The 26,128-nt window shown below is 62.5% G+C and carries 29 protein-coding genes; 25 read left to right on the forward strand and 4 right to left on the reverse strand.

The features are described from left to right. Nucleotides 1–243: 243 nt before the first annotated feature. The 4 genes from motA (at nt 244) to F3J24_RS23500 (ending at nt 3,288) form a co-directional block, all read left to right on the forward strand. Nucleotides 244–1,104 carry a flagellar motor stator protein MotA gene (gene motA, locus F3J24_RS23485; protein ID WP_167011115.1) on the forward strand — a complete coding sequence of 287 codons (861 nt, stop codon included), beginning with the start codon at nt 244–246 and terminating at the stop codon, nt 1,102–1,104. A gap of 42 nt (nt 1,105–1,146) precedes the next feature. Continuing rightward, nucleotides 1,147–2,208: a flagellar motor protein MotB gene (gene motB, locus F3J24_RS23490; RefSeq protein ID WP_043370714.1), complete on the forward strand. Its 1,062-nt coding sequence runs from the start codon at nt 1,147–1,149 to the stop codon at nt 2,206–2,208. 72 nt (nt 2,209–2,280) lie between these two features. Further along, nucleotides 2,281–2,667: a chemotaxis response regulator CheY gene (cheY, locus tag F3J24_RS23495; protein ID WP_003059161.1), complete on the forward strand. Its 387-nt coding sequence runs from the start codon at nt 2,281–2,283 to the stop codon at nt 2,665–2,667. Between the two features lie 3 nt (nt 2,668–2,670). Continuing rightward, nucleotides 2,671–3,288: a protein phosphatase CheZ gene (locus F3J24_RS23500; protein WP_003059158.1), complete on the forward strand. Its 618-nt coding sequence runs from the start codon at nt 2,671–2,673 to the stop codon at nt 3,286–3,288. A 189-nt stretch (nt 3,289–3,477) separates the two neighbouring features. Here F3J24_RS23500 and fliE read toward each other — a convergent pair whose 3' ends face one another. Beyond that, nucleotides 3,478–3,786: a flagellar hook-basal body complex protein FliE gene (gene fliE / locus F3J24_RS23505; RefSeq protein ID WP_003059156.1), complete on the reverse strand. Its 309-nt coding sequence runs from the start codon at nt 3,784–3,786 to the stop codon at nt 3,478–3,480. A 173-nt stretch (nt 3,787–3,959) separates the two neighbouring features. Here fliE and fliF point away from each other — a divergent pair, with 173 nt between their 5' ends. The 13 genes from fliF (at nt 3,960) to fliR (ending at nt 15,320) form a co-directional block, all read left to right on the forward strand. Beyond that, nucleotides 3,960–5,669: a flagellar basal-body MS-ring/collar protein FliF gene (gene fliF, locus F3J24_RS23510; RefSeq protein ID WP_167011117.1), complete on the forward strand. Its 1,710-nt coding sequence runs from the start codon at nt 3,960–3,962 to the stop codon at nt 5,667–5,669. A gap of 135 nt (nt 5,670–5,804) precedes the next feature. Continuing rightward, entirely contained in the window at nt 5,805–6,800 is a 996-nt protein-coding gene (gene fliG, locus F3J24_RS23515; protein WP_003059149.1) for a flagellar motor switch protein FliG, read from the forward strand. Next, a complete protein-coding gene (locus F3J24_RS23520) occupies nt 6,793–7,620 on the forward strand; it encodes a FliH/SctL family protein (protein WP_167011119.1) in 828 nt (275 codons plus the stop codon). Before fliG ends, F3J24_RS23520 begins: the two co-directional genes overlap by 8 nt. Beyond that, complete coding sequence (fliI, locus tag F3J24_RS23525; protein WP_167011121.1) at nt 7,617–9,005, forward strand: flagellar protein export ATPase FliI; 1,389 nt, start codon at nt 7,617–7,619, stop codon at nt 9,003–9,005. The genes F3J24_RS23520 and fliI overlap by 4 nt, the downstream gene beginning before the upstream one ends. 33 nt (nt 9,006–9,038) lie before the next feature. Further along, entirely contained in the window at nt 9,039–9,503 is a 465-nt protein-coding gene (fliJ, locus tag F3J24_RS23530; RefSeq protein ID WP_167011123.1) for a flagellar export protein FliJ, read from the forward strand. 2 nt (nt 9,504–9,505) lie between these two features. After that, nucleotides 9,506–10,822 carry a flagellar hook-length control protein FliK gene (locus F3J24_RS23535; protein WP_167011126.1) on the forward strand — a complete coding sequence of 439 codons (1,317 nt, stop codon included), beginning with the start codon at nt 9,506–9,508 and terminating at the stop codon, nt 10,820–10,822. Nucleotides 10,823–11,011: 189 nt separating this feature from the next. Then, complete coding sequence (gene fliL, locus F3J24_RS23540; RefSeq protein ID WP_003059136.1) at nt 11,012–11,566, forward strand: flagellar basal body-associated protein FliL; 555 nt, start codon at nt 11,012–11,014, stop codon at nt 11,564–11,566. A 15-nt stretch (nt 11,567–11,581) separates the two neighbouring features. After that, nucleotides 11,582–12,586: a flagellar motor switch protein FliM gene (gene fliM, locus F3J24_RS23545; RefSeq protein ID WP_003065459.1), complete on the forward strand. Its 1,005-nt coding sequence runs from the start codon at nt 11,582–11,584 to the stop codon at nt 12,584–12,586. Beyond that, nucleotides 12,576–13,010, forward strand: coding sequence for a flagellar motor switch protein FliN (gene fliN, locus F3J24_RS23550; protein WP_003059131.1), 435 nt, complete (start codon nt 12,576–12,578; stop codon nt 13,008–13,010). The genes fliM and fliN overlap by 11 nt, the downstream gene beginning before the upstream one ends. Before the next feature lie 40 nt (nt 13,011–13,050). After that, nucleotides 13,051–13,440 (forward strand): flagellar biosynthetic protein FliO, encoded by a 390-nt coding sequence (locus tag F3J24_RS23555; RefSeq protein WP_167011167.1) that lies wholly within the window; start codon nt 13,051–13,053, stop codon nt 13,438–13,440. After that, nucleotides 13,433–14,182 (forward strand): flagellar type III secretion system pore protein FliP, encoded by a 750-nt coding sequence (fliP, locus tag F3J24_RS23560; RefSeq protein ID WP_167011128.1) that lies wholly within the window; start codon nt 13,433–13,435, stop codon nt 14,180–14,182. Before F3J24_RS23555 ends, fliP begins: the two co-directional genes overlap by 8 nt. A 107-nt stretch (nt 14,183–14,289) precedes the next feature. Then, the gene (fliQ, locus tag F3J24_RS23565) at nt 14,290–14,559 is read left to right on the forward strand and encodes a flagellar biosynthesis protein FliQ (protein ID WP_003059126.1); all 270 of its coding nucleotides are present in this window, start codon (nt 14,290–14,292) and stop codon (nt 14,557–14,559) included. Next, nucleotides 14,556–15,320: a flagellar biosynthetic protein FliR gene (gene fliR, locus F3J24_RS23570; protein ID WP_167011130.1), complete on the forward strand. Its 765-nt coding sequence runs from the start codon at nt 14,556–14,558 to the stop codon at nt 15,318–15,320. The genes fliQ and fliR overlap by 4 nt, the downstream gene beginning before the upstream one ends. 79 nt (nt 15,321–15,399) lie before the next feature. Here fliR and F3J24_RS23575 read toward each other — a convergent pair whose 3' ends face one another. Both F3J24_RS23575 and F3J24_RS23580 read right to left on the reverse strand, forming a co-directional pair. After that, a complete protein-coding gene (locus tag F3J24_RS23575) occupies nt 15,400–16,038 on the reverse strand; it encodes a response regulator transcription factor (RefSeq protein WP_003059124.1) in 639 nt (212 codons plus the stop codon). A gap of 55 nt (nt 16,039–16,093) precedes the next feature. Further along, entirely contained in the window at nt 16,094–17,215 is a 1,122-nt protein-coding gene (locus tag F3J24_RS23580; protein WP_167011132.1) for an ATP-binding protein, read from the reverse strand. On the opposite strand from F3J24_RS23580, the gene F3J24_RS23585 reads away from it, so the two are divergent. From F3J24_RS23585 to F3J24_RS23620, 8 genes are read left to right on the forward strand one after another with little or no spacing between them, the layout of a single operon-like run. Further along, nucleotides 17,141–17,332, forward strand: coding sequence for a hypothetical protein (locus F3J24_RS23585; protein WP_167010837.1), 192 nt, complete (start codon nt 17,141–17,143; stop codon nt 17,330–17,332). The genes F3J24_RS23580 and F3J24_RS23585 overlap by 75 nt on opposite strands. A 2-nt stretch (nt 17,333–17,334) precedes the next feature. After that, a complete protein-coding gene (locus F3J24_RS23590; RefSeq protein ID WP_003059122.1) occupies nt 17,335–17,784 on the forward strand; it encodes a hypothetical protein in 450 nt (149 codons plus the stop codon). 42 nt (nt 17,785–17,826) lie between these two features. Continuing rightward, on the forward strand, nt 17,827–18,189 hold the full coding sequence (locus tag F3J24_RS23595) for a response regulator (RefSeq protein ID WP_003059121.1): 363 nt from the start codon (nt 17,827–17,829) through the stop codon (nt 18,187–18,189). 32 nt (nt 18,190–18,221) lie between these two features. Continuing rightward, nucleotides 18,222–20,414, forward strand: a complete 2,193-nt coding sequence (locus F3J24_RS23600; protein ID WP_167011134.1) for a chemotaxis protein CheW — start codon at nt 18,222–18,224, stop codon at nt 20,412–20,414. Between the two features lie 34 nt (nt 20,415–20,448). Continuing rightward, the gene (locus F3J24_RS23605; RefSeq protein ID WP_003059117.1) at nt 20,449–20,937 is read left to right on the forward strand and encodes a chemotaxis protein CheW; all 489 of its coding nucleotides are present in this window, start codon (nt 20,449–20,451) and stop codon (nt 20,935–20,937) included. Nucleotides 20,938–20,954: 17 nt separating this feature from the next. Then, complete coding sequence (locus F3J24_RS23610; RefSeq protein WP_370527769.1) at nt 20,955–21,869, forward strand: CheR family methyltransferase; 915 nt, start codon at nt 20,955–20,957, stop codon at nt 21,867–21,869. Nucleotides 21,870–21,893: 24 nt separating this feature from the next. Further along, nucleotides 21,894–22,625: a chemoreceptor glutamine deamidase CheD gene (cheD, locus tag F3J24_RS23615; protein ID WP_167011137.1), complete on the forward strand. Its 732-nt coding sequence runs from the start codon at nt 21,894–21,896 to the stop codon at nt 22,623–22,625. A 13-nt stretch (nt 22,626–22,638) separates the two neighbouring features. Further along, a complete protein-coding gene (locus F3J24_RS23620) occupies nt 22,639–23,754 on the forward strand; it encodes a chemotaxis response regulator protein-glutamate methylesterase (protein WP_205244932.1) in 1,116 nt (371 codons plus the stop codon). 111 nt (nt 23,755–23,865) lie between these two features. On the opposite strand, the gene F3J24_RS23625 is transcribed toward F3J24_RS23620, so the two are convergent. Next, a complete protein-coding gene (locus tag F3J24_RS23625) occupies nt 23,866–25,752 on the reverse strand; it encodes an ATP-binding cassette domain-containing protein (protein ID WP_167011139.1) in 1,887 nt (628 codons plus the stop codon). Between the last annotated feature and the right edge of the window lie 376 nt (nt 25,753–26,128).

The raw sequence follows: 26,128 nt of genomic DNA on the forward strand, positions 1-26,128 counted from the left end.
AATGCAAAAAATGCACTGGCGTGCTGTGCGTAGAGAGCCCGATATGGTGCCACCTCAATATACCTGTCGCACTCTTGCTCATCGGCGAGTTAAGACCCCCAATGACAGCCCATGAACAGGTACGTCTTTACCTTTCAATTCGGCTGCGGCCCTACAAAAGAGCCTGAAGCTGCCGATCTAGAGAGCAATCACCCGGCTTTTTTCCGTTAACAATCACGGCCCGCCCCCTCACAATCACTTCCCATGCTTGTTCTCATCGGTTATATCGTCGCCTTCGGCTGCATCTTCGGCATGTATGTGCTGCACGGCGGCAGCGTGGGCGTTCTTGTCAAGGCGCTGCCGTTCGAGATGGTGACCATTGGCGGTGGCGCCCTGGGCGCTTTCATCGTCAGCAACCAGCCCAAGGTGCTCAAGGCCACGGCCAAGGCGATCCCTTCGGCGCTCAAGCCCTCGCGCTACAACAAGGCGCGCTATATGGAAGTGATGGCGCTTCTGTACGAGCTGCTGCAGAAGGCGCGCAAGGAAGGCTTGATGTCGATCGAGTCCGATGTGGAAGATCCGCAGTCCTCGACGGTGTTTCAGAACTATCCGCAGCTGATGGGCGACCACCATGTCGTCGAGTTCCTGACCGACTATCTGCGCATGATGGTTTCGGGCAATCTCAACTCGCACGAGATCGAGGCGTTGATGGACAGCGAAATCGAGGCCCATCATGCCGAGGCACATGCGCCGGTGATGGCACTGAATCGTCTGGCGGGCGCGTTGCCGGCCTTCGGCATTATTGCGGCCGTGCTGGGTGTGGTGAACACCATGGCTTTCGTGGGGCAGCCTCCGGCGGTGCTGGGAGGCATGATTGCCTCGGCGCTGGTGGGGACCTTCCTCGGGATCTTGCTGGCCTATGCGCTGGTGGAGCCCATGGCCGCGCTGCTGGAGCAGCGTGCACAGGATGCGGCCAAGGAGTTCGAGTGCATCAAGGCGACGCTGCTGGCCAGCATGCAGGGCTACAACCCGGGCACGGCCATCGAGTTCGGCCGCAAGGTGCTGTTCTCCACCGAGCGCCCAGGCTTTCTGGAGCTGGAGTCGCACGTCAAGGGTAAGAAGTGATGAGTGCGCCCTCTCATCAGGATGTTGTGATGGAGCCCTGCCATGGCTGACAAGAAGCTGCAGCCCATCATCATCAAGCGCGTCAAGAAGACCGCCCATGCCCACCATGGTGGTGCCTGGAAGATTGCCTATGCCGACTTTGTGACGGCGATGATGGCCTTCTTCCTGCTGATGTGGCTGCTGGGCTCGACCGCTCAGGGCGAGCTGCAGGGGATCGCCGCGTATTTCAATTCGCCGCTGAAGGTGGCCATGTCGGGCGGCAGCGGTGCGGGCAACAGCTCCAGCATCGTGCCCGGCGGCGGCAACGACCTCTCCAAGGTGCACGGCCAGGTGCGTCGCTCCGAGTCCGAAGACAATGCCAACCGCCGCTCCAGCCAGACCATGGGGCGGGCCGATGAGTCCGCGCGCGACGCCCAGCGTCTGCATGCGCTCAAGGCCAAGGTGGACACCATGATTGCCAACAATGCGCGCCTGAACGAGTTCCGCTCGCAGATTCGCACGGAGATCACGCATGACGGCCTGATGATTCAGATCGTCGATGACCAGAACCGCCCCATGTTCGACAGCGGCAGCGCCGTGGTCAAGCCCTATATGCGCGACATTCTGCGCGAGATCGGTGCGGCCATGGGCAATGCCGAAAATCGTATCAGTCTCTCGGGTCACACCGATGCCGCGCCCTATGGCAATGCCGATCGCGGCTACAGCAACTGGGAGCTGTCGGCCGACCGCGCCAATGCATCGCGCCGCGAACTGGTGGCTGCCGGCATGCCGCTGGACAAGCTGGCGCGCGTAGTGGGCATGTCCAGCAGCGACCTGCTGCTGCCGGAGGAGCCGCGTGCCGCGCAGAACCGCCGCATCACGATTACCGTGCTGACCAAGGAGGCCGAGCGCCGTGTGCTGGGCAACGACAAGGAGCGCAGCATGGAGCGCGTGGCCAGTGCCGAGGAGGCAGCCAGCACGATCAACCAACCCAAGGCCCGGCGCGCAGTACCCAGCGCTGTCGACAAGCAGTCTCTGGATGCCAAGGAAGAGTTTGTTGTAACAAACCCTGAAGTTGCTACAGAGGCTGTCGAAAAGCCTGACAATGCACGTCCAACGCCATGAGGTTGACAAATTGTTACCATCACGGCGTGAAAACTTGTTCCCACGCACCTATTCCGACCGAAAGGGCCTCTCGTGGCTAATGCCCTGCGATTTTTGATTGTTGACGACTTCTCCACCATGCGCCGCATCGTGCGCAATCTGCTCAAGGAGAGTGGCTTTGCCGATGCCGATGAGGCCGAAGATGGTGTGGTGGCCATTACCAAGCTGCGTGCTAGCAAGTTCGACTTTGTGGTGACCGACATCAATATGCCGAACATGAACGGCTTTCAGCTGCTGACAGAGATCAAGCAGGATGAAAAGCTCAAGCATCTGCCGGTGCTGATGGTGACCGCCGAAGCCCGCAAGGAAGATATCGTGGCTGCCGCCCAGGGCGGCGCGGCCGGCTATATTGTCAAGCCCTTCACCAAGGCCACGCTGGAAGAGAAGGTCAATCTCATCATCAAGAAACTAGACCTCTGAGCCATGAGTAGCGACCAGGCTTCCGCCAACGTCCACTACAAGATTGGCGTGCTCACGCGCCAGTTGCATAACTCGCTCAACGAGTTGGGCTATGCGGATCGTTTGCGCGGCAGTGCAGGGGAGCTGCCCGATGCGCAAAGCCGCCTGTCCTATATCGCTCGCCTGACGGGCGAAGCTGCCAACAAGGTGCTGGGCCAGGTCGAGGTGACACAGAACCGCCAGGATGCGCTGGCCGAGCGTACCCGCGCCATGCGTGCAGAACTCATCAAGGATCCCGTGGCCGCAGTGGCCAAGGGCCGCGTGATGAACTATCTGCAGGAGGTGGAAGAGGGGACGGAGCAGACCAATAGCCATCTGACCGAGATCATGATGGCGCAGGACTTTCACGACCTCACCGGCCAGGTGATCGCGCGCGTGGTGGCGCTGGCAGCCGATCTGGAGTCGCAACTGCTGGAGCTGCTGATCCAGACCTCGCCGGATGTTGCGCAGGCACCGGTCCTGGCGCCTGTGGAAGCCTTGCAGCCCAAGCTGGCAGGTCCGGTGGTGGATCCGGAAAAAACGGCAGACGTGGTGACCTCGCAGTCCCAGGTGGATGATCTGCTGGCCAGTCTTGGCTTTTAAAAAATATAGCTACTTGCGCTTTGCAGATAAGCGTTTGAGCCTGAAAAGCCTGATCTTTTGAATTGATCAGGCTTTTTTTATTGGGCGCTGCCAGGCGGGCAGGGCGCAAAAAGCCCGCATGTCATCACAACATGCGGGCAAGCCTTGGAGGGCAATCTGCCTTTTGAGCGATGTGCGGCGTCGCGCCGATCACACCTGCATATTCATCACATCGGAGTAGGCCTGCACCAGGCGGTTGCGCACATGCAGCGTTGCCTGAAAGCCGATCTGCGACTTTTGCATGGCCACCATGGTCTGCTCGAGGCTGACCGCGGGGTTTTCCAGCTGTACTTCGCGCTGCAGCTGGCTGGAATGGTTCTGAGCTGAGCTCACCGATTGCAGTGCATTTTGCAAAGCCTGGCCAAAGCCGCCGGCCACGGGCGCGGTGCCGGCGCTGCCGACCTTGGTGAGCTGGTTGCCCAGTTGGGCGGGATTGATTGCTGGGATCTTCAGGTCCATATCTTTATCCAACAGGCTTGGTGAGTTGGAGGTGATCGTAGGTTTTTCGCTTGATCGCAGACGGGCAATAAGTGGGTGAATCGGCTCGCTTATCGGGGGAACACCATGAGCCCGAGTCCGAATAATCCACTGGACGCTAGACCTCGTGTGGGGTCTGACACCATGGAATAAAGATGTCTGCTGTAGCTGAAGTACCTGTCCCCAATGCCGTGCCCGGTGCCACGTATGCGCCCCGCCCTGCGCTTGCGCAGCGCTGGAGTGCGCTCGACCGTGGCCAACGTCTTCGCTGGGGCGCGCTGGCGGCCCTGGTCGCCGTAGGTCTGGTGGCGGCAGCGGTGTTCTATCGCCAGCCCGACTACAAGATGCTGTTCTCCAACGTCAGCGACAAGGATGGCGGCGCCATCGTGGCGCAGCTGACGCAGATGAACGTGCCCTACAAGTACAGCGAGGGCGGCGGCGCCATCCTCATCCCTGCAGACCGTGTGCACGATGTGCGCCTGAAGCTTGCCACGCAAGGCCTGCCCAAGGGCTCGGTGACGGGCTTCGAGCTGATGGAGAACAGCAAGTTCGGCATCACCCAGTTTCAGGAGCGCCTCAATTTCCAGCGCGGCCTGGAAGGCGAGCTGACCCGCTCCATCCTGGCGCTCAATGCCGTGCAAAGTGCCCGCGTGCATCTGGCCCTGCCCAATCAGAACGGATTTTTTCGCGAGCAGCAAAAGCCTTCGGCCTCCGTGCTGCTGAGCTTGCACCCCGGCCGCATGCTGGACCGTGCGCAGATCGCGGGCATCGTGCATCTGGTCGCATCCAGCGTGCCCGAGATGGAACCTTCGGCCGTGAGCGTGGTGGATGACACCGGCAAGCTGCTGTCGCAGTCGCCTGACGGCAATGCCGGCGGCGTGGACATGCAGCAATTCCTCTACACCCAGCAGGTGGAGCAGCAGTATGTGCGCCGCATCCTGGACATTCTGGAGCCCGTGGTCGGCAAGAACAATGTGAAGGCCCAGGTCTCGGCCGAACTGGACTTCAGCCAGACCGAATCGACCTCCGAGCAGCATCGTCCCAATCAGTCCACCGACGGCGGGGCCGTGCGCAGCCAGCAGGTGATGGAGACCAATGGCGAGAAGACGGCCACTCCACCTACCGGTGTGCCTGGCGCGACCAGCAACCAGCCACCTCAGAACTCTACGGCGCCCATCAACGGTGCCAATCCTGCGCCGCAGGCCGCTGGTGCAGGCCAGGGCAACGCCCAGGGCAACAAGCGCGAGTCCATCACCAATTACGAAGTGGACAAGACCGTCAAGGTCACACGTGGCAGCACCGGCACCGTCAAGCGCCTGACGGCTGCGGTAGTGGTCAATGCACCGCTGGCCGCTGCGGCTGGCACCGATGCGGCGACAGCGGCAGCGGCAGCTGCAGTCAGCTCCGGCCTGCGTCCCCTGACGGCCCAGCAGCAGGAGCAGCTGCTCACGCTGGTGCGTGAGACCGTGGGCTATAGCGCTGATCGCGGCGATTCGGTGAATCTGGTCAGCGCGCCTTTCATGGACAGCGGTGCCGCACCTGCCGAGCTGCCGATGTGGAAGGACCCCGAGATTCAGGCCATGGCCAAGAGCCTGGGTGTGCCGATTGCGCTGGCGCTGTTTGGTGCCCTGGTGCTGCTGGGTCTGGTGCGCCCCTTGCTCAAGGGACGCAATACCAGCCCCGGCGGCCAGCTCAATGCCATTGAAGCCGAGGCGCTGGATCGCCCCGCTCTGCCTGCCCCAGCGAAGGAGCTGTCTCCGACCAAGGAGCAGGAACGGCTGGATCAGGCCCGTCATCTGGCCAAGCAGAACCCGATCGCGGTGGCGAACATCGTGAAGACATGGATTAACGGAGAGAGCGCGTAAGCGCTCCCCCTGAGGCGCGATGCGCCTTCCCCCTCTCTCGCTTCGCGGGAGGGGGACGATGCCCTCGCTGCGGGGGCGGCCCTTGCTCGGCATCTCTGGCACGGGGTGGTTGCATAACTAGTAGAGAGTTTGAATATGGACGATAGAGGTCTGAACGACGCTGCCATCTTGCTGGTCTCCCTCGGTGAGGAAGAGGCGGCCGAGGTGTTCAAGCACCTCACGCCCAAGGAAGTGCAGAAGCTGGGCGAGACGATTGCCCGCATGCGCGGCGTGACGCGGGAGAAGGTGGATTTCGTGATCGACCGCTTCACCAGCGATGCTGCGTCGCAGAGTCTGCTGGTGGACGATGCCAGCGACTATGTGCGCTCGGTGCTCAAGCGTGCCCTGGGCGATGACAAGGCGGCGCTGCTGATCGACCGCATCATGCAGGGCGGTGATATCTCGGGCATTGAAAGCCTGAAGTGGATGGATCCGCTGTCGGTGGCCGAGCTGCTGCGCGGCGAACATCCGCAGATCGTGGCGGCGATTCTGGTGCACCTGGAGTATGAGCAGGCTGCGGCCGTGCTGATGCAGTTCCCCGACCGGGCACGCAGCGAGGTCATGCTGCGCGTGGCCACGCTGGAGGGTATTCAGCCCACGGCGCTCAAGGACTTGAACGAAGTGCTGTTCAAGGTGCTGGCGGGCGGCGACAAGGTGCGCAAGACCTCGCTGGGCGGCGTCAAGACCGCAGCCGAAATGCTCAACCAGATGGGCGGCAATGCCGATGTGGCGGTGCTCGATACCATCCGCAACTACGACCCCGAGCTGGCGCAGAAGATCATGGACAAGATGTTCGTGTTCGACGACCTGGTCAAGCTCGACGACCGCTCGGTGCAACTGGTGCTGCGCGAGGTGGTGTCCGAGACGCTGATCGTGGCGCTCAAGGGCGGTTCCATGGAAGTGCGCGACAAGATTCTGGCCAATATGTCCATGCGTGCGGCCGAATCGCTGCGCGAGGACCTGGAAGGCCGCGGCCCCATGCGTCTGTCCGAAGTGGAAGCCCAGCAGAAGGAAATCCTCAAGGTCGTGCGTCGTCTGGTCGAGGAAGGCCAGGTAACCATCGGCAGCGGCCCGGAGGACAGCTATGTCTAAGGGCCAGCCTCCGCGCTCGCACTCGCGCTTTATTCCGCAGGAAGAGATCGACGACAGCACCGTGGTGCAATGGCGCTTCGGTGCGGTGGACGCGCAAAGCGGTGGTGTCTTCGCCCCCGCACAGCCGGCGGCCTTCATCCCGGCGGGGACAGAGCACTTCAACGGCTTTTCCCCCTCTATTTCCCATCAGCCGCAGCCACAACCAGAGGCGCAGGCTGTGGAGCCGGTGGAGCCAGCCGCCCCGGCTTTCGACGAGGAGCAGCTGCAGCAGATGCTGGATCAGGCGCGCGCCGAGGGCCATGCACAGGGCCTGGCCGAAGGTCGCACCCAGACCCAGCAGCAATGGCAGCAGCACCTGGACGACCATATCAATGGAGCGGGCCGCGAGAGCGTGCAACGTGTCGACGGCGTGTTGCAAGGTCTGGAAGACAACTTCAAGCAGCTGCAGTCGGGCATGGCCCAGGAGCTGCTGAACCTGGCCTGCGACATCGCACGTCAGGTGGTGCGCCAGGAGCTGCGCAGCCAGCCCCAGGCCTTGCTGCCCGTGATTCGCGAAGCACTGGACATGCTGGTCGAGGAGAGCCGCCCGGTGACCGTGCGCCTGAACCCTGCGGACTTTGAGCTGCTCGACGAAGCCCTGCGTGCCGAGCATGGTGCGCACAGCCGTATCCAGTGGCTGGGCGATGCCTCGATTGCCCAGGGCGATGTCAAGGTGGAGTCGGGCGGTGCCGAGATCGACGGCGGCCTGGACAAGCGCTGGCGCCGTGCCGTGGCGGCTCTGGGCCTGGTCTCCACCTGGTATGACGGAGACAAGGCATGAACCCCTGGCAGCAGTTCATGAGCCAGGCGCGTGCACGCTATACCGAGCCTGTGCCGCTGGAATGCCAGGGCCGACTGACCCGGCTGACCGGCATGGTGCTGGAGGCGTCGGGGCTTCGCGTGCCCGTGGGGGCGCAATGCCATATTCATCAGCATGGGCAGGAGCCTGTGCTGGCCGAGGTGGTCGGCTTTGCCGGCGAGCGCGCCTTTCTGATGCCTGCGGGCGATATTCAGGGACTGTCCAGCGGTGCCATGGTGACGCCGGCAGCCCCCTTTGTTTCCGTGCCCCAGTTGGGCGTGGTGGAGACCGAAAAGGTCAGCCAGACCGTGGGCGTGCTGCGCCTGCCCATGGGGGATGGCTTGCTGGGGCGGGTGGTGGATTCGCAAGGCATTCCGCTGGACCATGCGGGCGAGCTGGGCAGCGTGGTGCCTGAGGTGCTGGATCGCAACCCCATCAACGCCATGGACCGGGACCCCGTGCGCGAGTCGCTGGATACCGGTGTCAAGGCACTGAATTCGCTGCTGACCGTGGGGCGCGGTCAGCGTCTGGGTCTGTTTGCCGGCTCGGGCGTGGGCAAGTCCGTGCTGCTGGGCATGATGGCGCGCTACACCCAGGCCGATGTGATCGTGGTGGGCCTGATCGGCGAGCGTGGCCGCGAGGTCAAGGAGTTCGTCGAGGACATTCTGGGAGCTCAGGACCGCAGCCGTGCCGTGGTCGTGGCAGCTCCCGCCGATGCGCCGCCGCTGCTGCGCATGCAGGGCGCCAGCTACGCCACGGCGATTGCCGAGCACTTCCGCGACAAGGGCAAGCATGTACTGCTGCTCATGGATTCGCTGACCCGCTATGCCATGGCCCAGCGCGAAATCGCCCTGGCCATTGGCGAGCCGCCAGCCACCAAGGGCTATCCGCCATCCTGCTTTGCCAAGCTGCCCGCGCTGGTGGAGCGCAGCGGCAACGGTTTGCACGGCGTGGGCTCGATCACGGCCTTCTACACCGTGCTGTCCGAAGGTGACGATCAGCAGGATCCGATTGCCGATGCGGCCCGCGCCATTCTCGACGGCCACGTCGTGCTCTCGCGGGCGCTGGCCGAGACTGGACATTACCCGGCCATCGACATCGAACAGTCGGCTTCGCGCGTTATGCACAACGTGGTCTCGCGCGAGCATTTCGAGCTGGCACGCCGCTTTCGCGCCGTCTATTCGCGCTATCAGAAGGGGCGCGATCTGGTGCAGGTCGGCGCCTATGTGCCGGGCTCCGATCCGCAGCTGGACGAGGCGATTGCGCTGCAGCCGGCCATGACCGGGTTTCTGCAGCAAAGCATGTTTGAAAGCTCCAGCATGGAGCAAAGCCTGGCCGGCATGGCGCAAGCCATGCAGCGGGGCTGAGACTAAACGGGATAGCCAGAGGGAGAGTCGCAGATGTCGTCCTTGAATGCCTTGAACGTCGCCATTGAAGCCGCAGAACGCAAGCGCGATGCGGCCCGCACCGCCTTGCAGGAGCGCCAGCGCGCTCAGCAGGCGGCGCAGGCCCAGATGGATCAGCTGCAGGGCTATGTCCTGGAGATGCAGGCGCGCTGGGGGGCCCAGGAAGGGCTGGCCGTGCAGCCAGAAGTCATGCATCACCAGTACCAGTTCATGGAGCGCCTGCAGCACGCCATCGGCTTGCAGACCCGTGTGGTGGCCGATCAGGACATCCGCCTGGAGACCGCCCGTCAGGCCCTGCTGGCGACAGAGCTGCGCGTGACCAGTCTGCAGAAGGTGGTGCAGGCCCGCCGCCGTGATGTGGCACTGGCACAGATGCGCCGCGAGCAAAAAGATACCGACGAACGCGCCACCATGGCCTTTTTTCGACGCAGCTTCGGCCTGCAACTCCAGGAGGCCTGAGCATGGCGGAAACCAGAATTGATGGCTCGCGCGGCGGCGAAGCGCGCACCGGCAAGGCCATGGCTCAGTCCATGAGCTCGGCCAAAAGCGCTACGGCCGCGGCAGGCGAGCCCGGCCAGGGTTTTTCATCGCTGCTGGCATCGCTGGACGGATTCGTGGCTGCAGGCCTGCCGCAGACGGCGCTGCAGCCTGCCGAGGTGCCGGACGTGAAGCTGACACCAGGCGAGCAGGATGCGCTGCTGATCGCTCAAGGCCATGCGCCGTGGATGAGCCTGGTCGGACAGACCGCCCAGCTGGATGGGCAGGGGGACGCAGATCTGCGCCAGGGCGTGGCCACCGACTTTCTTTCAGGCAGAGGCCATGCCGCGCAACTGGCCCATCGCCAGGCTTTGCAGCCCGGGTCCGAGCAGGCGCATGCCGCATTTATGGGCAAGGATCTACAGTCAAATCAGGCTCAAACATATACGGCGCAGCCGCAAGCAGCTATAAATTCTGATGAGGTTGCCTTGCAGCCGCAGCAGGATTCAGCCGCTAAGGGGCAGGACGGCGAGCACAGCGCACTGGCTTCGGTGACTGAAGAGGCGCCTGCTGCGCGTATCGAACCTGCTGTGCACAAGGCGCAGGCAGTGCCGCAGCAAGGCATCAGCCTGCAGGGCATGACTGCCGTGCAGCCGCAGGCCCTGGAAGGTCTCAAGGATTTGCTGCGTGCGGCCCGCTCGCCCCAGCAGGATGAAGCTGCGCCACAGGGCAAGACGGCGGCAGTGCAGGGCGGAGCCGACTTGCAGGCCGCAGCCGCTGCCGTCGGGGCTGCCATGGGGGCGGCGAGCGCCGGCATGCAGGGCGGTGGGCAGAACAGCTCCGACTTCGGCCAGAGCCTGGCAGGCCAGGATGCCGCACCGACAGAGCGCGAGCAGGAGGTGTCCGAGCAGGTGGCCTTCTGGGTGCACCAGAAGACGCAGAATGCCGCGCTGTCGATCCAGCATGAGGGCAAGGCTATCCAGGTCCAGGTGCAGCTGAATGGCCAGGAGGCGCATGTGCGCTTTGCCGCGGGCGATGAGCAGGCGCGTCAGCTGCTGGCCGACGGACAGGCTCAGCTGCGCGAGCTTTTGCAGGCACAGGGTCTGAATCTGAGCGGCGTCAGCGTGGATGCGGGCGGTGCCGGCGCCCAGCCCGGGGGCGACAGCCAGGGCGAGGGCGCCCAGCGCGGCCAGGCCAGGGTGTCACGTGTTTCGGTCAATGCCGCCGAACTGCCCATGGGCACCGCCGTTGCGCGCAGTGGCGCGCGGCCAGCGCAGTCCGGTGTAGACCTTTTCGTGTAAATGATCAGAGTCGGTTCACGCAAACAGTGAGCCGCATATGGCGCGAAACCCGGAATGAAGCCGGGTTTCGCGCTTTTATTCGGGCAATGGTCGGCAGGGCGGGCGGCGAATAATTCAGGCGTGGATCTTCCGTGTCGCAGCAATGGCTGCGGGGTGGATGCAGTCCCCCACTCTTGAGGAATACCCGCCGTGTCAGCCAATCCCAATGCCGCCCCTGTCGCACCTGCTCCTGCCAAAAGCAAGAAGCTGATCGTCATCGTGGCCATCGTTGCCGTGCTGGCCATTGTGGCTGCCGCGGCCTATGTGCTGATGATGCAGCGCCAGCATAGCAGCGCCGATGGCGAAGAAGAAGTCAGCGCCAAGGCCACAGTGCCCACTTTCCTGCCGCTGGACAATATGGTGGCCAATCTGGCCGATCCCGGTGGCGACCGCTTTGTGCAGCTGGGCATCACGCTTGAGCTGTCCGACGAAAAGACGGCTTCCACCGTCAAGCAATATCTGCCCAGCATCCGCAACGGCATTCTGATGCTGGTGTCCCAGCGCACGGCCGACGAGCTGCTGGCGCGCGAGGGCAAGGAAAAGCTGGCCGCCGACATTCTGACCGAGGTCTCGGCGCCGCTGGGCTTCGGCCCGAGCGCCAAGAAGCGCTCGCGTGACGACGAGGACGCCGACGAAGACAGCCCGCGTGCCAATCGCAAGGGGCCTGTGCGTCGCGTGCTGTTCTCCAGCTTCATCATTCAGTAAGCAGGGAGGGAGTGCATGAGCGATTCTTTTCTCTCCCAGGAAGAGGTTGATGCTCTTCTTGAAGGCGTTACGGGCGAAAGCCAGCGTTCCGAAGTGGTGGAGGTCGATCTCGGCCAGGTCCGCAGCTACGACATCTCCAGCCAGGAACGCATCGTGCGTGGGCGCATGCCCACCATGGAAATTGTCAACGAGCGCTTTGCCCGCAACTTCCGCATCGGCCTGTTCAACTTCATCCGCCGCAGCCCCGAGGTTTCCGTTGGCACGGTGACGGTGCAGCGCTACAGCGCTTTCCTGCGCGAGCTGGCCGTTCCCACCAATTTCAACATCATGGCCATTCGCCCCCTGCGCGGCAATGGTCTGATCGTCTGCGATCCCTCGCTGGTGTTCGGCGTGATCGACACGCTGTACGGCGGCACGGGTCGCCTGCAGACCCGCATCGAGGGGCGCGATTTCTCGACCACCGAGCAGCGCGTGATCAATCGCATGGTCAATGTGATCTGCGAGGAATACAAAAAAGCCTGGCACGGCATCTATCCGCTGGAGCTGGCCTATCAGCGCTCGGAAATGCAGCCGCAGTTCGCCAACATCGCCACACCCAGCGAAATCGTGGTTTCCACGGCGTTTCAGCTGGAGATCGGCGATATCTCGGGCTCCATCCACATCTGCATGCCCTATGCGACGCTGGAGCCGATTCGCGACGTGCTGTATTCCTCCACCCAGGGCGATGCCATCGAAGTGGACCGCCGCTGGGTCAAGGTGCTGACGCGCGAGATTCAGGCCGCCGAGGTCACGCTGGTGGCCGAGCTGGCCCGCGCCGATGCCACGGTGGAGCAGCTGCTGGCCATGCGCCCCGGTGACTTTATCGAGCTCGACCGCGAGCCACTGATTCGCGCCTCCATTGGTGGGGTGCCGGTTTTCGAGTGCCAGTACGGCACGCACAACGACAAATATGCAATCCGTGTGGAACGCAGCCTGCGCGGCGGCGAGACCAGCTGGATGGGAGAGAAGCATGGCAATTGACGACAACAACAAGCCCGCGGGTGACGATCCGTTCTCCGGCTGGGCCGAGGCGCTGGAAGAACAGCGTCAGCATGACCAGGCCGTAGAAGGCCCCGATCTGTCCGATCAGGGCGGGCCGCTGGCGGGCGACGCCGCTCGCAGCTATGGCGATGTGCCGGTGCACGATATCAACATGGTGCTGGACATTCCGGTGCAGCTGTCCGTGGAGCTGGGTCGCACCAAGGTGCCCATCAAATACATTCTGCAACTGGCTCAGGGCTCGGTGGTGGAGCTTGATGCTTTGGCCGGCGAACCCATGGATGTGCTGGTCAACGGCTACCTGATCGCCCAGGGCGAGGTGGTGGTGGTCAACGACAAGTTCGGTATCCGTCTGACGGACGTAGTGACACCGTCCGAGCGCCTGCGCCGGGTCAGCCGTGGTTGAGAACACGGTCAACTCTGCGGCTGCGGCTGCGGCTCCTTCCATGTGGCCCACGCTGCTGCTGGTCGTACTGTTCGTAGCGGTCATGGCGGCATTGCCCTGGCTGGTGCGTCGTCTGCAGCAGAAAAACCTGCTGCCCCGCAGCATGGGCATGGCCCGTGGTGCCTCGGCCGTACCAGCACAGGTGCTGGGCACGCTGGCCATTGGCCCGCAGCAGCGGGTTCTGACCGTGCAGCTGGGTGAAGGAGAGCAGGCCGTGCGCCTGGTGCTGGGCGTGACGGCGCAGCAGATTCAATGCCTGCATGTGCTGCAAGACCCGTCCGCGGCTTTGCAATCCGACCGTGCAGCCCATTCACCTGCTGCCTCATCGTTCACCGACTCGCTGATGCGCGCGCAGGCCGATGAAGCGGCCCGGAATTCTGGAAATGTCTAAATTCGTCTCTCGTGCTGCTGCAGCTGCCCTGCTGGCGATGCCCCTGATGGCAGCCGCCCAGGGCGCACCCGCCAGCCTGCCGCTGCTGGTAGGTCAGGGCGCGGGTGGCACCAGCTATTCGGTGCCCATCCAGACACTGCTGTTCTTCACGGCGCTGTCCTTTCTGCCCGCCATCCTGCTGCTGATGACGGGTTTCACCCGCATCGTCATCGTGCTGAGCCTGCTGCGTCAGGCACTGGGCACGCAGTCTGCGCCGCCCAATCAGGTGGTGATCGGCCTGTCGCTGTTTCTCACCATGTTCGTGATGGGACCGACACTGGACAAGGTCTATCAGGACGCCTATCTGCCCTACACGCAGAACAGCATCAGCTTCGAGCAGGCCTTGGAAAAGGCCGAAGCCCCCATGCGCGGCTTCATGCTCAAGCAGACGCGCCAGTCGGACTTTGCGCTGTTCAAGCGCCTGGCCAAGCTGGATGCGAATGTCACAGCAGAAACAGCACCTCTGCGGGTGCTGGTGCCGGCCTTTGTGACCAGCGAGCTGAAGACGGCCTTCCAGATCGGCTTCATGATCTTCATACCGTTCCTGATCATCGACATGGTGGTGTCCTCCATCCTCATGTCGCTGGGCATGATGATGCTCTCGCCCGTGCTGGTGGCCCTGCCGTTCAAGCTCATGCTGTTTGTGCTGGCCGATGGCTGGAACCTGATCATCGGCTCTCTGGCGGCAAGCTTTGCTACATGAGATACCGCCCTGAGGCGCTTGCCTAGGTAGCCCTTCCTCGGTGTCTCGCACATTGAGCCGGAGCGGTTGCAAGCGTATTGGATTCATTGAATTTTTAAGAGAACGTCATGACCTCTCAGTTTGTTCTGACCTTTGGCCGCGAGGCGCTGACCCTGCTGCTCATGATCTCCATGCCGGTGCTGGGCGTGGTCATGGGTGTGGGCCTGCTGGTGAGCGTCTTTCAGGCCGTGACCCAGGTGCATGAGGCCACGCTGGCCTTTGTGCCAAAGCTCATCGCTGCCGTGCTGGTGTTTGCCGTGGCCGGGCCGTGGATGCTGTCCACGTTGGTGGATTTCATTCGTCGCACCATAGAGAGCATTCCAGGTTCGGTGGGATGATTTCCTTTAGCGAAGCCCAGATTGCCGCCTGGCTCTCGCCGCTGATCTGGCCGTTTGTGCGCGTGCTGGCGCTGTTCACCGCGGCACCCGTGTTTTCCCAGAAAGCCATTCCCATGCGGCTCAAGGTCGGGCTGGCTTTCCTGGTAGCGCTTTGCGCGCAGCCCGTGCTGGGCGAGCAGACGGTGGTCAGCATTGCTTCGGCCCAGGCGCTGGGCACGCTGGTGCAGCAGGTGGTGGTGGGGCTGTCCGTGGGCTTTACCGTGCGCCTGGTAATGGCGGCTATCGAGGTCGCCGGTGAAGTGGTGGGTCTGCAGATGGGCTTGAACTTCGCGTCCTTCTTCGATCCGACCAGCAATGCCCAGCTCAGCGCCGTGGCGCGTTTCCTGGTGCAGATCGCCACCTTGCTGTTCATCGTCATCAATGGCCATCTGCTGGTGCTGATGGCAGTTCTCAAGAGCTTCGAGGCTTTCCCCGTCGATGGCAATTTCCTGCAGGCCATCTCCCAGATGCGGATTCACGAGATGGGCAGCGCCATTTTCTCCAGCGCTTTCTGGATTGCCCTGCCCATGATTGCCATGCTGCTCTTCGTCAACCTGGTGCTGGGCATCATCTCCCGGGTCGCGCCGCAGATGAATATCTATGCGGTGGGCTTTCCGGTCACCTTGACTGTGGGCCTGCTCGGCCTGACGGCGACCCTGCCTTTGCTGGAGCAGCCCCTGGTGGCTCTGCTGCTAAAGGGGATGGCCGTCTTCGGCATCTAGGGTGGGAGACTATTCTTTTTATAGCTTGATGCGCTTTGTGGGAAAGCGCTGAAGCCGGATTTTGCTTGCGGCCAGCGGCTCAGGGCGTATCGATCAGCCCATTCTTGATGGCATAGGCGGTCAGTTCCGCGTTGCTGCCCATGCCCAGCTTCTCCAGCACCCGTGCCCGGTACACGCTCACCGTCTTGGGGCTGAGCATCAGCTCCTGCGCAATCTCGGTCTGGCGCTGACCGCTGGCAATCTTCAGCAGCGTCTGCATCTCGCGCTCGGACAGGGTTTCATGCGGCACGGGGGCGGCAGGCTGGGCCAGACTGTCGGCCAGCATCTGGGCCACTTCGGCGGTCAGGTATTTGCGTCCGCTGTGGACGGTGCGCACGGCGTCGATCAGCAGCACCGGATCTCCAGCCTTGTTGGCATAGCCGGCCGCGCCGGCCTTGATGCTGCGCAAGGCATACTGGTCTTCGGGGTACATGGAGACCATGATGACGCGGATCTGAGGGTGCGTTTCGCGCACGCTGGCCAGCACTTCCAGGCCGCTGCGGCCCGGCATATTGATGTCCAGCAGCAGCACATCGCAGGTGGCATCGCGCAGTTGCTCACGCAACTCGGCATAGCTGCCGGCTTCTGCAGTGACGCTGATGTCCGTCGCCTCTGCCAGGGTGTCGCGTATGCCCCGGCGCAAAATGGCATGGTCGTCGCACAGCACCACGTGAATCAAGGTCGCTCTCCCAGGAAGTCAGATGGCAGAGTGGGCAAGCGCGTGATTGGGCGGCTCATGCCTGGGTCTCTGCCAGAGGAATGGTGAGGATGATAGAGGTTCCTCGGCCGGGGTGGCTGCTCACATCCAGCCAGCCTTGAATAGTTCGCGCGCGCTCACTTAGTCCGCGAAGGCCGAAGGAATGCGGTTTATTGCGCTCATCCTGACTCAGGCCTATGCCGTTGTCTGTTACTTCCAGTGTCAAAAAACCCTCGTGGTCGGACAAATCCAGGGTCACTTGGCTGGCTTGTGCGTATTTGCTGATATTGGTCAAGGATTCCTGCGCCGTACGGTAGACCACCACCTGCTGCGCGGCTGCTATTTCCATATGCTCGCGGCTGGTGTGCAACTGGGCGGGTATGCCGGTGCGGCGCTCGAAGTCCTGGGCCAGCCATTGCACGGCGGCCACCAGTCCCTGGTCCAGCACGGGCGGGCGCAGGTTCTGCATGATGCGCTGGCTGGCGCCCAGCGCGTGCTCCAGCATCTCCAGCGCCGATCTGGCATGCTCGCGCTGCTTGCCTTCGGGGCTGTTGCGGATCAGCCAGGCCAGATCGAACTTGACGGCAGTGAGCGAGCCGCCGATGTCGTCGTGAATCTCGCGCGAGATATTGGCGCGCTCCTGCTCGATGCTGGTGTGCAGGTGTTCGGTCAGCTCGGCCAGGCGCTTTTCGGAATCGGCCAGCTGCAGCGCGGCGCGGCGGCGGGCCAGTCGCGCCTCATGGACTTCGATGGCGCGCTTGATGACATGGGGCAGGCTGTTGATCTGGTCCTTGAGCAGATAGTCGCTGATCCCCAGGCGCATGATGTCCACTGCAGCGGACTCGCCGATGGCCCCCGACAGCAGTACGAAAGGGGGGGCGTCGGCACGGTTTCGCACCAGGTCCCAGACATCGAGAGCCGTGAAGCCGGGCAGGTGATAGTCCGCCAGGATCAGGTCGAATTCCTGCGTCTCCAGGGCTTCGCGTACCTCCTGCAGACTGTCCACGGCCGTGAGCGTGCAGGGTAGCTGACCGCGCTTGAGGCTCAAGCGTGCCAACGCCTGATCTGCGACAGAGTCTTCAATATGGAGGATTTTCAAGGTCTGATTCCGGAATTGAATATCGCCAAGGAGGCTATCATTGGATACATTTTGGAACATCGAGGGCTGTTGTCGTCAGGTCGTGGCAGTGTGGTCACGGGGGACGGACTGCTGATCGGTTCATTTCGTGGAGCATGGCGGCAGGGCCGTCATGATGGTTTTACGCAGTTGGAGTAACAATGCAGACGATGCAAAACCCTTCGGGTGTGCCTGCAGTTGCCGTGCCGGTGATGGTGGCTGCGGAGCTGCAGGATGCCTTGCTGGTCACGCTGCGTGATCTGCAGCGTCTTGAAGGGCTGCTGGACCATGCCACGCACAATCTGCTGGAGCGCTTCGAGCAAGTCAATGGGCAATTGTCGCAGCCTGCCTTGCCTGATTCCACTGCGCTGGCAACAGCACGTGAGTCGTTGCGCCTGGCTGTGACCGAGCTTCAGTTTCACGACATGTCGTCTCAGCTGATTGCCCATATGGCACACACCTTGCAAGCCTGTGCTTTCAGGCTCGGGGCTGCCGCCATGGGTAGGGACGAGGACGAGGCGGAGTCCGCCATCAGTCTGCCAAACCTGCCCGAAAAGCCCAATCCCGTCACGCAAAGCGAGATGGATGCCGGCTCCGTGGAGCTGTTTTGAACTTCTACCCTGTTTTCCGTTGCCCGTCTGTTGGAGCTGTACATGCGATCGATTCTGGCTGTTGATGATTCCCCCTCGATGCGAAAGATGGTGTCTTTCACATTGAGCAGTGCTGGTTTTAAGGTGGTGGAAGCCGTCGACGGTGTGGATGCGCTGGAAAAAGCTCAGGCGCAAAACATCGATCTGGTGCTGGCCGACCAGAACATGCCGCGCCTGGACGGCATCGGTCTCACGCGCAAACTGCGTGAAAACCCGAAGTTCAAGGGCACGCCCATCCTCATACTGACTACGGAATCCAGCGATCTGATGAAGCAGGCGGGCCGGGCCGCAGGTGCCACGGGCTGGCTGGTCAAGCCCTTCGATCCCAATCGATTGATCGAAGTTATTCAAAAAGTGCTGCGTTAAGCCGATAACAACGAATCACAGCAGGAAACACCATGGCGGATACACACCAGGATGGCGCAGGTTCGGGCGCAGACTTCGACCTTAGCCAGTTCTATCAAATCTTTTTCGAGGAAGCCAGCGAGAACCTCGACCAGATGGAGCAGATGCTGCTCAGCCTGGACCTTTCGGCCGCCAATGATGAAGAGCTCAACGGTATCTTCCGCTGCGCCCACTCCATCAAGGGCGGTGCGGCGACCTTTGGCTTCTCGGATGTGACCGAGCTCACGCACCGCATGGAATCCCTGCTGGATCGCCTGCGCCGCCACGAAATCACGCCCATCCCCGAGATGGTCGATGTGCTGCTGGAGTCTGCGGACGCCAGCCGCAGCCTGCTGGCACGTCACCAGTCGGGCGACGAGGGCGAGCCGGTTTCCACTGCGGAACTCGTGGTGCGCATCGAGGCCCTGGCACAGGGCCTGACCGAGATTCCCCAGGTCAACCGCAGCGCAGCGGCTGCCGAGCCGGTGCAGCAGGGGGCCGCTGCCGTAGCGCAGCCACCCGCTCAGGCACCGGCTCCGGTCGCTGTCCAGGAGGCGGAGCCAGGCCCTGTGATCGGTACCGAGCCGCCCGAGGGCGCGCGCGAGCTGACGATCGAGATCGGTCCGCTGTCCCGCCTGGAGCTGGGCGACGCCATCAAGGAGCTGTTCCGCGACATTCCGGGTCTGGGCACGATCCAGGACCAGGCCAGCGCCAAGCCCGATCACCGCCTGTTCAAGGTCAGAACGGTGTCCACTGATGATGAGCTGCGCGATCTGTTTGTCTTCCACGTCTCCAAGGAGCAGGTGCAGATCAGCGAGGAGGCCCAGCCGCAGTCCGCGGCCGAACCCGTGGTCGAGCTTGAAGCTCTGGTGGATGAAGAGGCGGCCATGCCACCCCACAATCTGCCGGCCGAAGAAGCCTACGGCTTTTTTGCGGGTGCTCCGGGCAGCCCCGAGGCTCAGCAGAATCAGGAGCATGGCGCGATTGCCGGCGCTGGAGGTGCAGCGCAAAAGGCCGCACCCAAGGCTGCCGCAGCGCATATGGAGTCCACCAGCATCCGCGTGGATGTGAAGAAGGTGGACCAGCTCATCAATCTGGTGGGCGAGCTGGTCATCACCCAGGCCATGCTGGCGCAGAACAGCCAGGGGCTGGATCCGACGACCTATCAGCAGCTGCTGGCTGGTCTGGCCGACCTGGATCGCAACACGCGTGACCTGCAAGAGTCCGTGATGTCGATCCGCATGATTCCCATGTCCACCGTGTTCAGCCGCTTCCCGCGCATGCTGCGCGATCTGGCGGGCAAGCTGGGCAAGAAGATCGATCTGGTCACGCTGGGTGAGGCCACCGAGCTAGACAAGGGACTGGTCGAAAAGATTACCGATCCGCTGACCCATCTGGTGCGCAACAGCGTGGACCACGGCATCGAGATGCCGGAGGACCGTATCGCCGCAGGCAAGTCCGAACACGGCACGTTGACGCTGGCGGCATCCCACCAGGGCGGCTCCATCGTCATCGAGGTGCGCGACGACGGCAAGGGCATGAATCGCGAGAGGATTCTGAACAAGGCCCGCGAGCGCGGCATGGACGTCTCCGACAGCATGCCCGACAGCGAAGTTTGGCAGCTGATCTTTGCGCCGGGCTTCTCGACGGCCGATGTGGTCACCGATGTCTCGGGCCGCGGCGTGGGCATGGACGTCGTCAAGCGAAACATCACCTCGCTGGGCGGCACGGTGGAGATCGAGTCCGTCGCCGGCGTGGGCATGAAGGTGGCCGTGCGTCTGCCGCTGACGCTGGCCATCATGGACGGCATGTCCGTCGGTGTGGGCGAAGAGGTCTATATCCTACCGCTGTCTTCGGTGGTCGAGTCCTTCCAGGTCAAGGCCGACGATGTCAATACCGTGGCCAATGGCACCCAACTGGTCAAGGTGCGCGACGAATACATGCCGGTAATCGCGCTGGAGCGCACTTTCAAGGTGCCGCGCGTCGATGAAAGCCAGACCAGCAACATCATGGTGGTGGTCGAGGCCGAAGGCAGTCGCGTGGCGCTGCTGGTCGACGAGTTGCTGGGCCAGCACCAGGTGGTGGTGAAGAACCTGGAAAGCAATTACCGCAAGGTGCCCAATGTATCGGGTGCCACCATTTTGGGCGACGGATCCGTGGCGCTGATTCTGGATACGGGCGCACTGGTGCGCCGTACCCGCCACTGAGGCAGCCAACCCGAACAACGCAGAGAGAGCCGACATGAACATCATCAACAAGACTGCCGAAGGCGTGGCCACCGGGGCCCGCGAATACCTGACCTTCCGCCTGGGCGAGGAGGAATACGGCATCGACATCCTCAAGGTGCAGGAAATCCGTGGCTACGAGCAGCCCACGCGCATTGCCAACGCACCCGAGTTCATCAAGGGCGTAGTCAATCTGCGCGGCACCATCGTGCCCATTGTGGACATGCGCCTGCGCTTCAACTGCTCCGAGGTGGAGTACAACGCCTTCACCGTGGTCATCATCCTGAACCTTCGCAATCGCGTGGTCGGTATCGTGGTGGACTCGGTCAGCGATGTGATGGAACTGGCCGCCGATGCCGTGCGTCCTGCGCCCGATATCGAAAGCGCCATCGACAGCGGCTGCATCCTGGGCCTGGGCTCGGTGGGCGAGCGCATGCTGATCCTGCTGGACATCGAGAAGCTCATGGGCAATGTCGACATGGGCCTGGTGGCCTCCGAAGCCTGAGCACGCCAGAGGTCCGTGTGCTGAACCTGGGACGTAACGCTTCATTCGCAGCCTCTCCTGCCAGGCCTGAGCAGGATGATGAGGCGCTGCCGGGCGGCATGTCCGGTCCGCTGGCGCAGGGGCGCGAGTTCGTCTGGTCCAACCGCGACTTTGCCCGTGTCCAGGCCCTGATCTACAAGCGTGCCGGCATCAGCCTGCATGATGGCAAGCACGCCATGGTCTACAGCCGTCTGTCGCGCCGCCTGCGCGAGACCGGGCACGAGAGCTTTGTCAGCTATCTGGACTGGCTGGAGAGCATCAACGACGGGCCTGAATGGCAGGAGTTCGTCAACGCGCTGACCACGAATCTGACCTCGTTCTTCCGCGAGCAGCATCACTTCGACATCCTGGCCCAGCATCTGCGCAGCCACAAGCCCGGCGGCAATGGCTGGAAGGTATGGTGCAGCGCGGCCTCCACGGGAGAAGAGCCTTATTCCATCCTGATGACGGCGGTGGAGAGTCTCGGTGCCTCGGCCAGCTTTCAGCTCATGGCTAGCGACATCGACTCGCGCGTGCTGGAGACCGCCTCGCGCGGCGTTTATCGGGCCGAGAACCTCAAGGGCGTGAGCACCGAGCGGCTGCACCGCTTTTTCCTGCGCGGGCGCTCGGCCAACTCGGGCATGGTGCGGGTCAAGCCGGAGCTGCGCCGCTTGGTGGACTTTCTCAACGTCAACCTGATCGCCGGCGATTGGCCGTTCCGGGAGACCTTCGACATCGTCTTCTGCCGCAACGTGATGATTTATTTCGACGCACCGACCCAGCGTCGCGTGCTGGAGCGCATTCATCAGGTGATGCGTCCGGGCGGGTTGCTGTTCGTCGGTCATGCCGAGAATTTCAGCGATTCGCGCGATCTGTTCGCGCTCAAGGGCAAGACCGTCTATGAGCGCCAATGAAGCTGAAGGGGAGGGCTGCAAGTCATGAGGAATCTGAGCTCTCCGCTGGATCTGCCGGGTGCTGGCGCTGCCAGACCCCTGCGCGGTAACAGCTTCGTGCCCCAGGGCTATCCTGATCCGGCCATGCCGGCGCCGGTCTCATCGCTGGAGCAGCTCAAGCGCCAGCCGCGCCAGGCGGGCGAGGCCTCCTTCTTCTACTACGACCCGCATTTCCAGCTCAATTCGGCCAAGGTGTTGCCGGGCGAGTACTTTGTCTCGCGTGACGAGATGGCCATCGTCACCGTGCTGGGGTCCTGCATCGCCGCCTGCCTGTGGGATCGTTTCATGCGCATCGGTGGCATGAACCACTTCATGCTGCCCGACGGCGACAGCAACGATGTGTCGGGGCGCTATGGCTCGTACGCCATGGAGCTGCTGATCAACGAGATGCTCAAGCTGGGCGCGCGGCGCGAATCCATGCAGGCCAAGATTTTTGGTGGCGCCCAGGTCATGGCCAATTTCACGACCATGAATGTGGGCGAGCGCAACACCAGTTTTGTGACAGAGTATCTGCAAACCGAGCGCATTCCGATCGTCTCCGAGGACGTGCTGGATATCTATCCGCGCAAGGTGGTGTTTTTCCCATCCACGGGCAAGGCCATGGTCAAGCGCCTGGCACACGCCCACCCCGAGGCATTGGTGCAGCAGGAAATCACTCGCGGCAACGCGGCTGCGGTGGCACGCAATACGGCGGGCGGCTCGGTGGATCTGTTTTGAGGAAGGTTGAGCGTTGTTAAAGCCAAAAATCCGGGTGATCGTGGTGGACGACTCTGCGCTGGTGCGCAGTCTTCTGGCCGAGATCATCAACCGCCAGCATGACATGGAGTGCATCGGCTCGGCCAATGACCCGTTGATCGCACGCGAAATGATCCGCGATTTGAACCCCGACGTCATCACGCTGGATGTGGAAATGCCGCGCATGGACGGCATCGATTTCCTCGGGCGGCTCATGCGCCTGCGACCCATGCCGGTGGTGATGATCTCCACGCTGACCGAGCGGGGCGCCGAAGTCACCATGCGCGCCCTGGAGTTGGGTGCCATCGATTTTGTGGCCAAGCCTCGCGTCGGTGTGGCCAATGGCCTGCAGGAGCTGGCCAGCCAGATCGTGGACAAGATCCGCGTGGCTGCCGTGGCCCAGGTGCATCGCCTGCCGGTGGTGCCGCACGGTGTGGCAGCGTCGGCGGGGACGGGCGCCAAGCCTGCGGCGCCCCGTGCGCCGGCGGCTCCCGGTCTGCTGGGTCGCATCTCGACCGAAAAAATCATTGCCATCGGCGCCTCCACGGGCGGCACGGAGGCGATCCGTGAGGTGCTTACCCATCTGCCGGCCGACTGCCCGGCCATCGTCATCACCCAGCACATGCCGCCGGGCTTCACCACCAGTTTTGCGGCTCGGCTCAACAGCTTGTGCCAGATGACGGTCAAGGAAGCGGCACACGGCGAGCGCTTGCTGCCCGGCCACGCCTATATCGCCCCTGGTGGCAAGCATTTCTCCATCACGCGCAGCGGTGCCAACTATGTGGCCGTGGTCGATGATGCGCCGCCCGTCAACCGTCACAAGCCCTCGGTGGAAGTGCTGTTCAAGTCAGTGGCCGCCAGCGCCGGGCGCAATGCCTACGGCATCATGCTCACCGGCATGGGGGCCGATGGCGCCACCGCCATGCGCGAGATGCGCGATGCCGGCAGCTACAACCTGGTGCAGGACGAGAGCACCTGTATCGTTTTCGGCATGCCCCGCGAAGCCATTGCCCACGGTGCGGCCGACGAGGTGCTGCCTCTGCCGCAGATCGCTCATGCCCTGCTGACCAAGCTGCGTGGCGGCTCGGACCAGGTGCATCACCGCATCTAAGATTGCATAAAAAGAGAGCGCCTTGCGCTTGTTAGGTAATGACTTCAGGCTTCTGGAAATTTGAAATCAAGACTTAACAGGCGCAAGGCGCTCTCTTATTTGATGGTCTGATTATTCAGACAGCAAGGTCCAGCGCTCCAGCGCCTCCATCAGTGCTTCGTCGATCTCCGCGTCGCGCTGGTGCATGGCGACGGCCTTGGCGTTGTCGCTGGCAAACAGGCTGCCGTCGGCCAGGGCTTGCTGAATCTGCTTTTGCTCGGTCTCCAGTGCGGCAATCGTGGCCGGCAGGGCTTCCAGCTCGCGCTGATCCTTGTAGCTGAGCTTCTTCTTGGGGCTGGCCGCAGCGTCGGAGTGGCTTGCGACGGGCTTGGGCTCCTCCCTGGGAGCGGACTTGGCCTGTGCGGCTTCGACCATGGCCTTGCTGCGGCGCGATTGCTCCATCCAGTCCGTCACGCCACCTTCGTATTCACGCCAGTGGCCGGGGCCTTCCCAGGCAATCGTGCTGGTGACCACGTTGTCGAGGAAAGTACGGTCGTGGCTGACCAGAAAGACCGTGCCGTCATAGCTTTGCAGCAGGTCTTCCAGCATGTCCAGCGTCTCGATGTCCAGGTCGTTGGTCGGCTCGTCCAGCACCAGAACATTGGCCGGTCGCGCAAACAAACGGGCCAGCAGCAGGCGGTTGCGCTCGCCGCCTGACAGCGATCGGACCGGGGAGTGCGCACGTGCCGGAGAGAACAGAAAGTCCGCCAGATAGCTCTTGACGTGCTTTTTCTGGTTGCCGATCTCGATCCACTCGCTGCCGGGGCTGATGAAGTCCTCCAGCGTGGCATCCAGATTCACTTGATGACGCATCTGGTCAAAGTAGGCCACTTGCAGATTGCCGCCCAGGCGCACCTGGCCACTGTCCGGAGCAAGCTCGCCCAGGATCATCTTCAGCAGCGTTGTCTTGCCCGCTCCGTTGGGGCCCAGCAAGCCGACCTTGTCGCCACGCAAAATGGTGCCGCTGAACTTCTCGACGATCTTCTTTTCGCCAAAGGACTTGCTGACATCGGTCAGCTCGGCCACGATCTTGCCTTGATAGCCGTCGCCCTTGCCGGATGCGATATCCATGTTCACGCTGCCCAGCACATCACGGCGCTGGGCACGGCTGGCACGCAATTCCTGCAGACGGCTGATGCGGCTCTGGCTGCGGGTGCGGCGGGCTTCTACGCCCTTGCGAATCCAGACCTCTTCCTGGGCTAGCAGCTTGTCCGCCTTGGCGTTGATGACTGCCTCCTGGTTGAGTTGCTCTTCCTTTTGCAACACATACTGGGAGAAATTGCCCGGGTAGGTGCGCAGAACGCCCCGATCCAGCTCCACGATGCGGGTGGCGATGCGGTCCAGAAAGCTGCGATCGTGGGTGATCGTGATCACGCTGCCCTTGAAGGCAATCAGCAGTTCTTCCAGCCACTCGATGGAGTCCAGATCCAGGTGATTGGTCGGTTCGTCGAGCAACAGGACATCGGGGCGGGCCACCAGAGCCTGGGCCAGCGCCACGCGCTTGCGGGTGCCGCCGGACAGACTGCCCACCACTGCGTTCGGATCCAGATGCAGGCGCTGCAATGTTTCTTCTACGCGCTGCTCCCAGTTCCAGGCGTCATAAGCCTCGATCTGTGTCTGCAGTTCGTCCAGGTCCTCGCCCTCGCCGCCAGCCAGGTAGCGCTCGCGAATCGCAATCACGGCCGCAATGCCGTCCGACGCCGACTCGAAGATGGTGTGCTCCGGGTTCAGGTCGGGCTCCTGTGCCACATAGGTAATGCGGACTCCGTTCTGCACCTGGAGCTGGCCGTCATCGGCCTTTGCCAGGCCGCCCAGAATCTTGAGCAGCGAAGACTTGCCGGCGCCGTTACGGCCGATCAGGCCGACGCGCTCGCCGGTCTCCAGGGAAAAATTTGCGTGGTCCAGCAGGGCCACGTGCCCGAACGCCAATTGAGCGTCTAACAAAGTAATCAGTGCCATCGTGCCTGCATTATCGTTGGCCTCCATAGAGACAGCGGCCGTAAGGCCGCTGTCTCTATCTCTGTCTTTGGACACAGCCCAGGCAAAGACCACGCTGGTAGATGAATCTTTTGTGTCAGAAGCGGCATGGCTAGGGTTTCACCTATGCTATAGTTCAACCCATCGCAGCAAACGACTGCCTCGCAAAAACTCAAAAGTTCTTGCGCAGGAATGCAAAAGTTGTGATACACTACAAAGCTTCGCTGATCGCAGCAAGCAACGAGATTCAAGATCGGTTCTTCTGATTTTGCACTCGGTTCCTTAAAAAAATACAGCCGATAAGCGTGGGCGTTTGAGGGCAAGCAGCCAGTTCTTCGGAACAAACTCTTCGGAGTTA

The sequence above is a fragment of the Comamonas sp. Tr-654 genome (assembly GCF_011752915.1).
Lineage (GTDB): Bacteria > Pseudomonadota > Gammaproteobacteria > Burkholderiales > Burkholderiaceae_C > Comamonas.

What these genes read in the sequence shown, in the direction of transcription:
- fliG (WP_003059149.1), top strand. Translation starts at nt 5,805, where the DNA reads ATGGACGATAGAGGTCTGAACGACGCTGCCATCTTGCTGGTCTCCCTC.
- fliQ (WP_003059126.1), top strand. Translation starts at nt 14,290, where the DNA reads ATGACCTCTCAGTTTGTTCTGACCTTTGGCCGCGAGGCGCTGACCCTG.
- F3J24_RS23605 (WP_003059117.1), top strand. Translation starts at nt 20,449, where the DNA reads ATGAACATCATCAACAAGACTGCCGAAGGCGTGGCCACCGGGGCCCGC.
- fliE (WP_003059156.1), bottom strand. Translation starts at nt 3,786, where the DNA reads ATGGACCTGAAGATCCCAGCAATCAATCCCGCCCAACTGGGCAACCAG.
- motA (WP_167011115.1), top strand. Translation starts at nt 244, where the DNA reads ATGCTTGTTCTCATCGGTTATATCGTCGCCTTCGGCTGCATCTTCGGC.
- fliN (WP_003059131.1), top strand. Translation starts at nt 12,576, where the DNA reads ATGGCAATTGACGACAACAACAAGCCCGCGGGTGACGATCCGTTCTCC.
- motB (WP_043370714.1), top strand. Translation starts at nt 1,147, where the DNA reads ATGGCTGACAAGAAGCTGCAGCCCATCATCATCAAGCGCGTCAAGAAG.
- F3J24_RS23520 (WP_167011119.1), top strand. Translation starts at nt 6,793, where the DNA reads ATGTCTAAGGGCCAGCCTCCGCGCTCGCACTCGCGCTTTATTCCGCAG.
- fliI (WP_167011121.1), top strand. Translation starts at nt 7,617, where the DNA reads ATGAACCCCTGGCAGCAGTTCATGAGCCAGGCGCGTGCACGCTATACC.
- F3J24_RS23500 (WP_003059158.1), top strand. Translation starts at nt 2,671, where the DNA reads ATGAGTAGCGACCAGGCTTCCGCCAACGTCCACTACAAGATTGGCGTG.
- fliF (WP_167011117.1), top strand. Translation starts at nt 3,960, where the DNA reads ATGTCTGCTGTAGCTGAAGTACCTGTCCCCAATGCCGTGCCCGGTGCC.
- F3J24_RS23580 (WP_167011132.1), bottom strand. Translation starts at nt 17,215, where the DNA reads ATGTTCCAAAATGTATCCAATGATAGCCTCCTTGGCGATATTCAATTC.
- fliR (WP_167011130.1), top strand. Translation starts at nt 14,556, where the DNA reads ATGATTTCCTTTAGCGAAGCCCAGATTGCCGCCTGGCTCTCGCCGCTG.
- cheD (WP_167011137.1), top strand. Translation starts at nt 21,894, where the DNA reads ATGAGGAATCTGAGCTCTCCGCTGGATCTGCCGGGTGCTGGCGCTGCC.
- fliM (WP_003065459.1), top strand. Translation starts at nt 11,582, where the DNA reads ATGAGCGATTCTTTTCTCTCCCAGGAAGAGGTTGATGCTCTTCTTGAA.
- F3J24_RS23590 (WP_003059122.1), top strand. Translation starts at nt 17,335, where the DNA reads ATGCAGACGATGCAAAACCCTTCGGGTGTGCCTGCAGTTGCCGTGCCG.
- F3J24_RS23535 (WP_167011126.1), top strand. Translation starts at nt 9,506, where the DNA reads ATGGCGGAAACCAGAATTGATGGCTCGCGCGGCGGCGAAGCGCGCACC.
- F3J24_RS23595 (WP_003059121.1), top strand. Translation starts at nt 17,827, where the DNA reads ATGCGATCGATTCTGGCTGTTGATGATTCCCCCTCGATGCGAAAGATG.
- fliJ (WP_167011123.1), top strand. Translation starts at nt 9,039, where the DNA reads ATGTCGTCCTTGAATGCCTTGAACGTCGCCATTGAAGCCGCAGAACGC.
- F3J24_RS23625 (WP_167011139.1), bottom strand. Translation starts at nt 25,752, where the DNA reads ATGGCACTGATTACTTTGTTAGACGCTCAATTGGCGTTCGGGCACGTG.
- F3J24_RS23555 (WP_167011167.1), top strand. Translation starts at nt 13,051, where the DNA reads ATGTGGCCCACGCTGCTGCTGGTCGTACTGTTCGTAGCGGTCATGGCG.
- F3J24_RS23585 (WP_167010837.1), top strand. Translation starts at nt 17,141, where the DNA reads ATGGAGGATTTTCAAGGTCTGATTCCGGAATTGAATATCGCCAAGGAG.
- F3J24_RS23600 (WP_167011134.1), top strand. Translation starts at nt 18,222, where the DNA reads ATGGCGGATACACACCAGGATGGCGCAGGTTCGGGCGCAGACTTCGAC.
- fliP (WP_167011128.1), top strand. Translation starts at nt 13,433, where the DNA reads ATGTCTAAATTCGTCTCTCGTGCTGCTGCAGCTGCCCTGCTGGCGATG.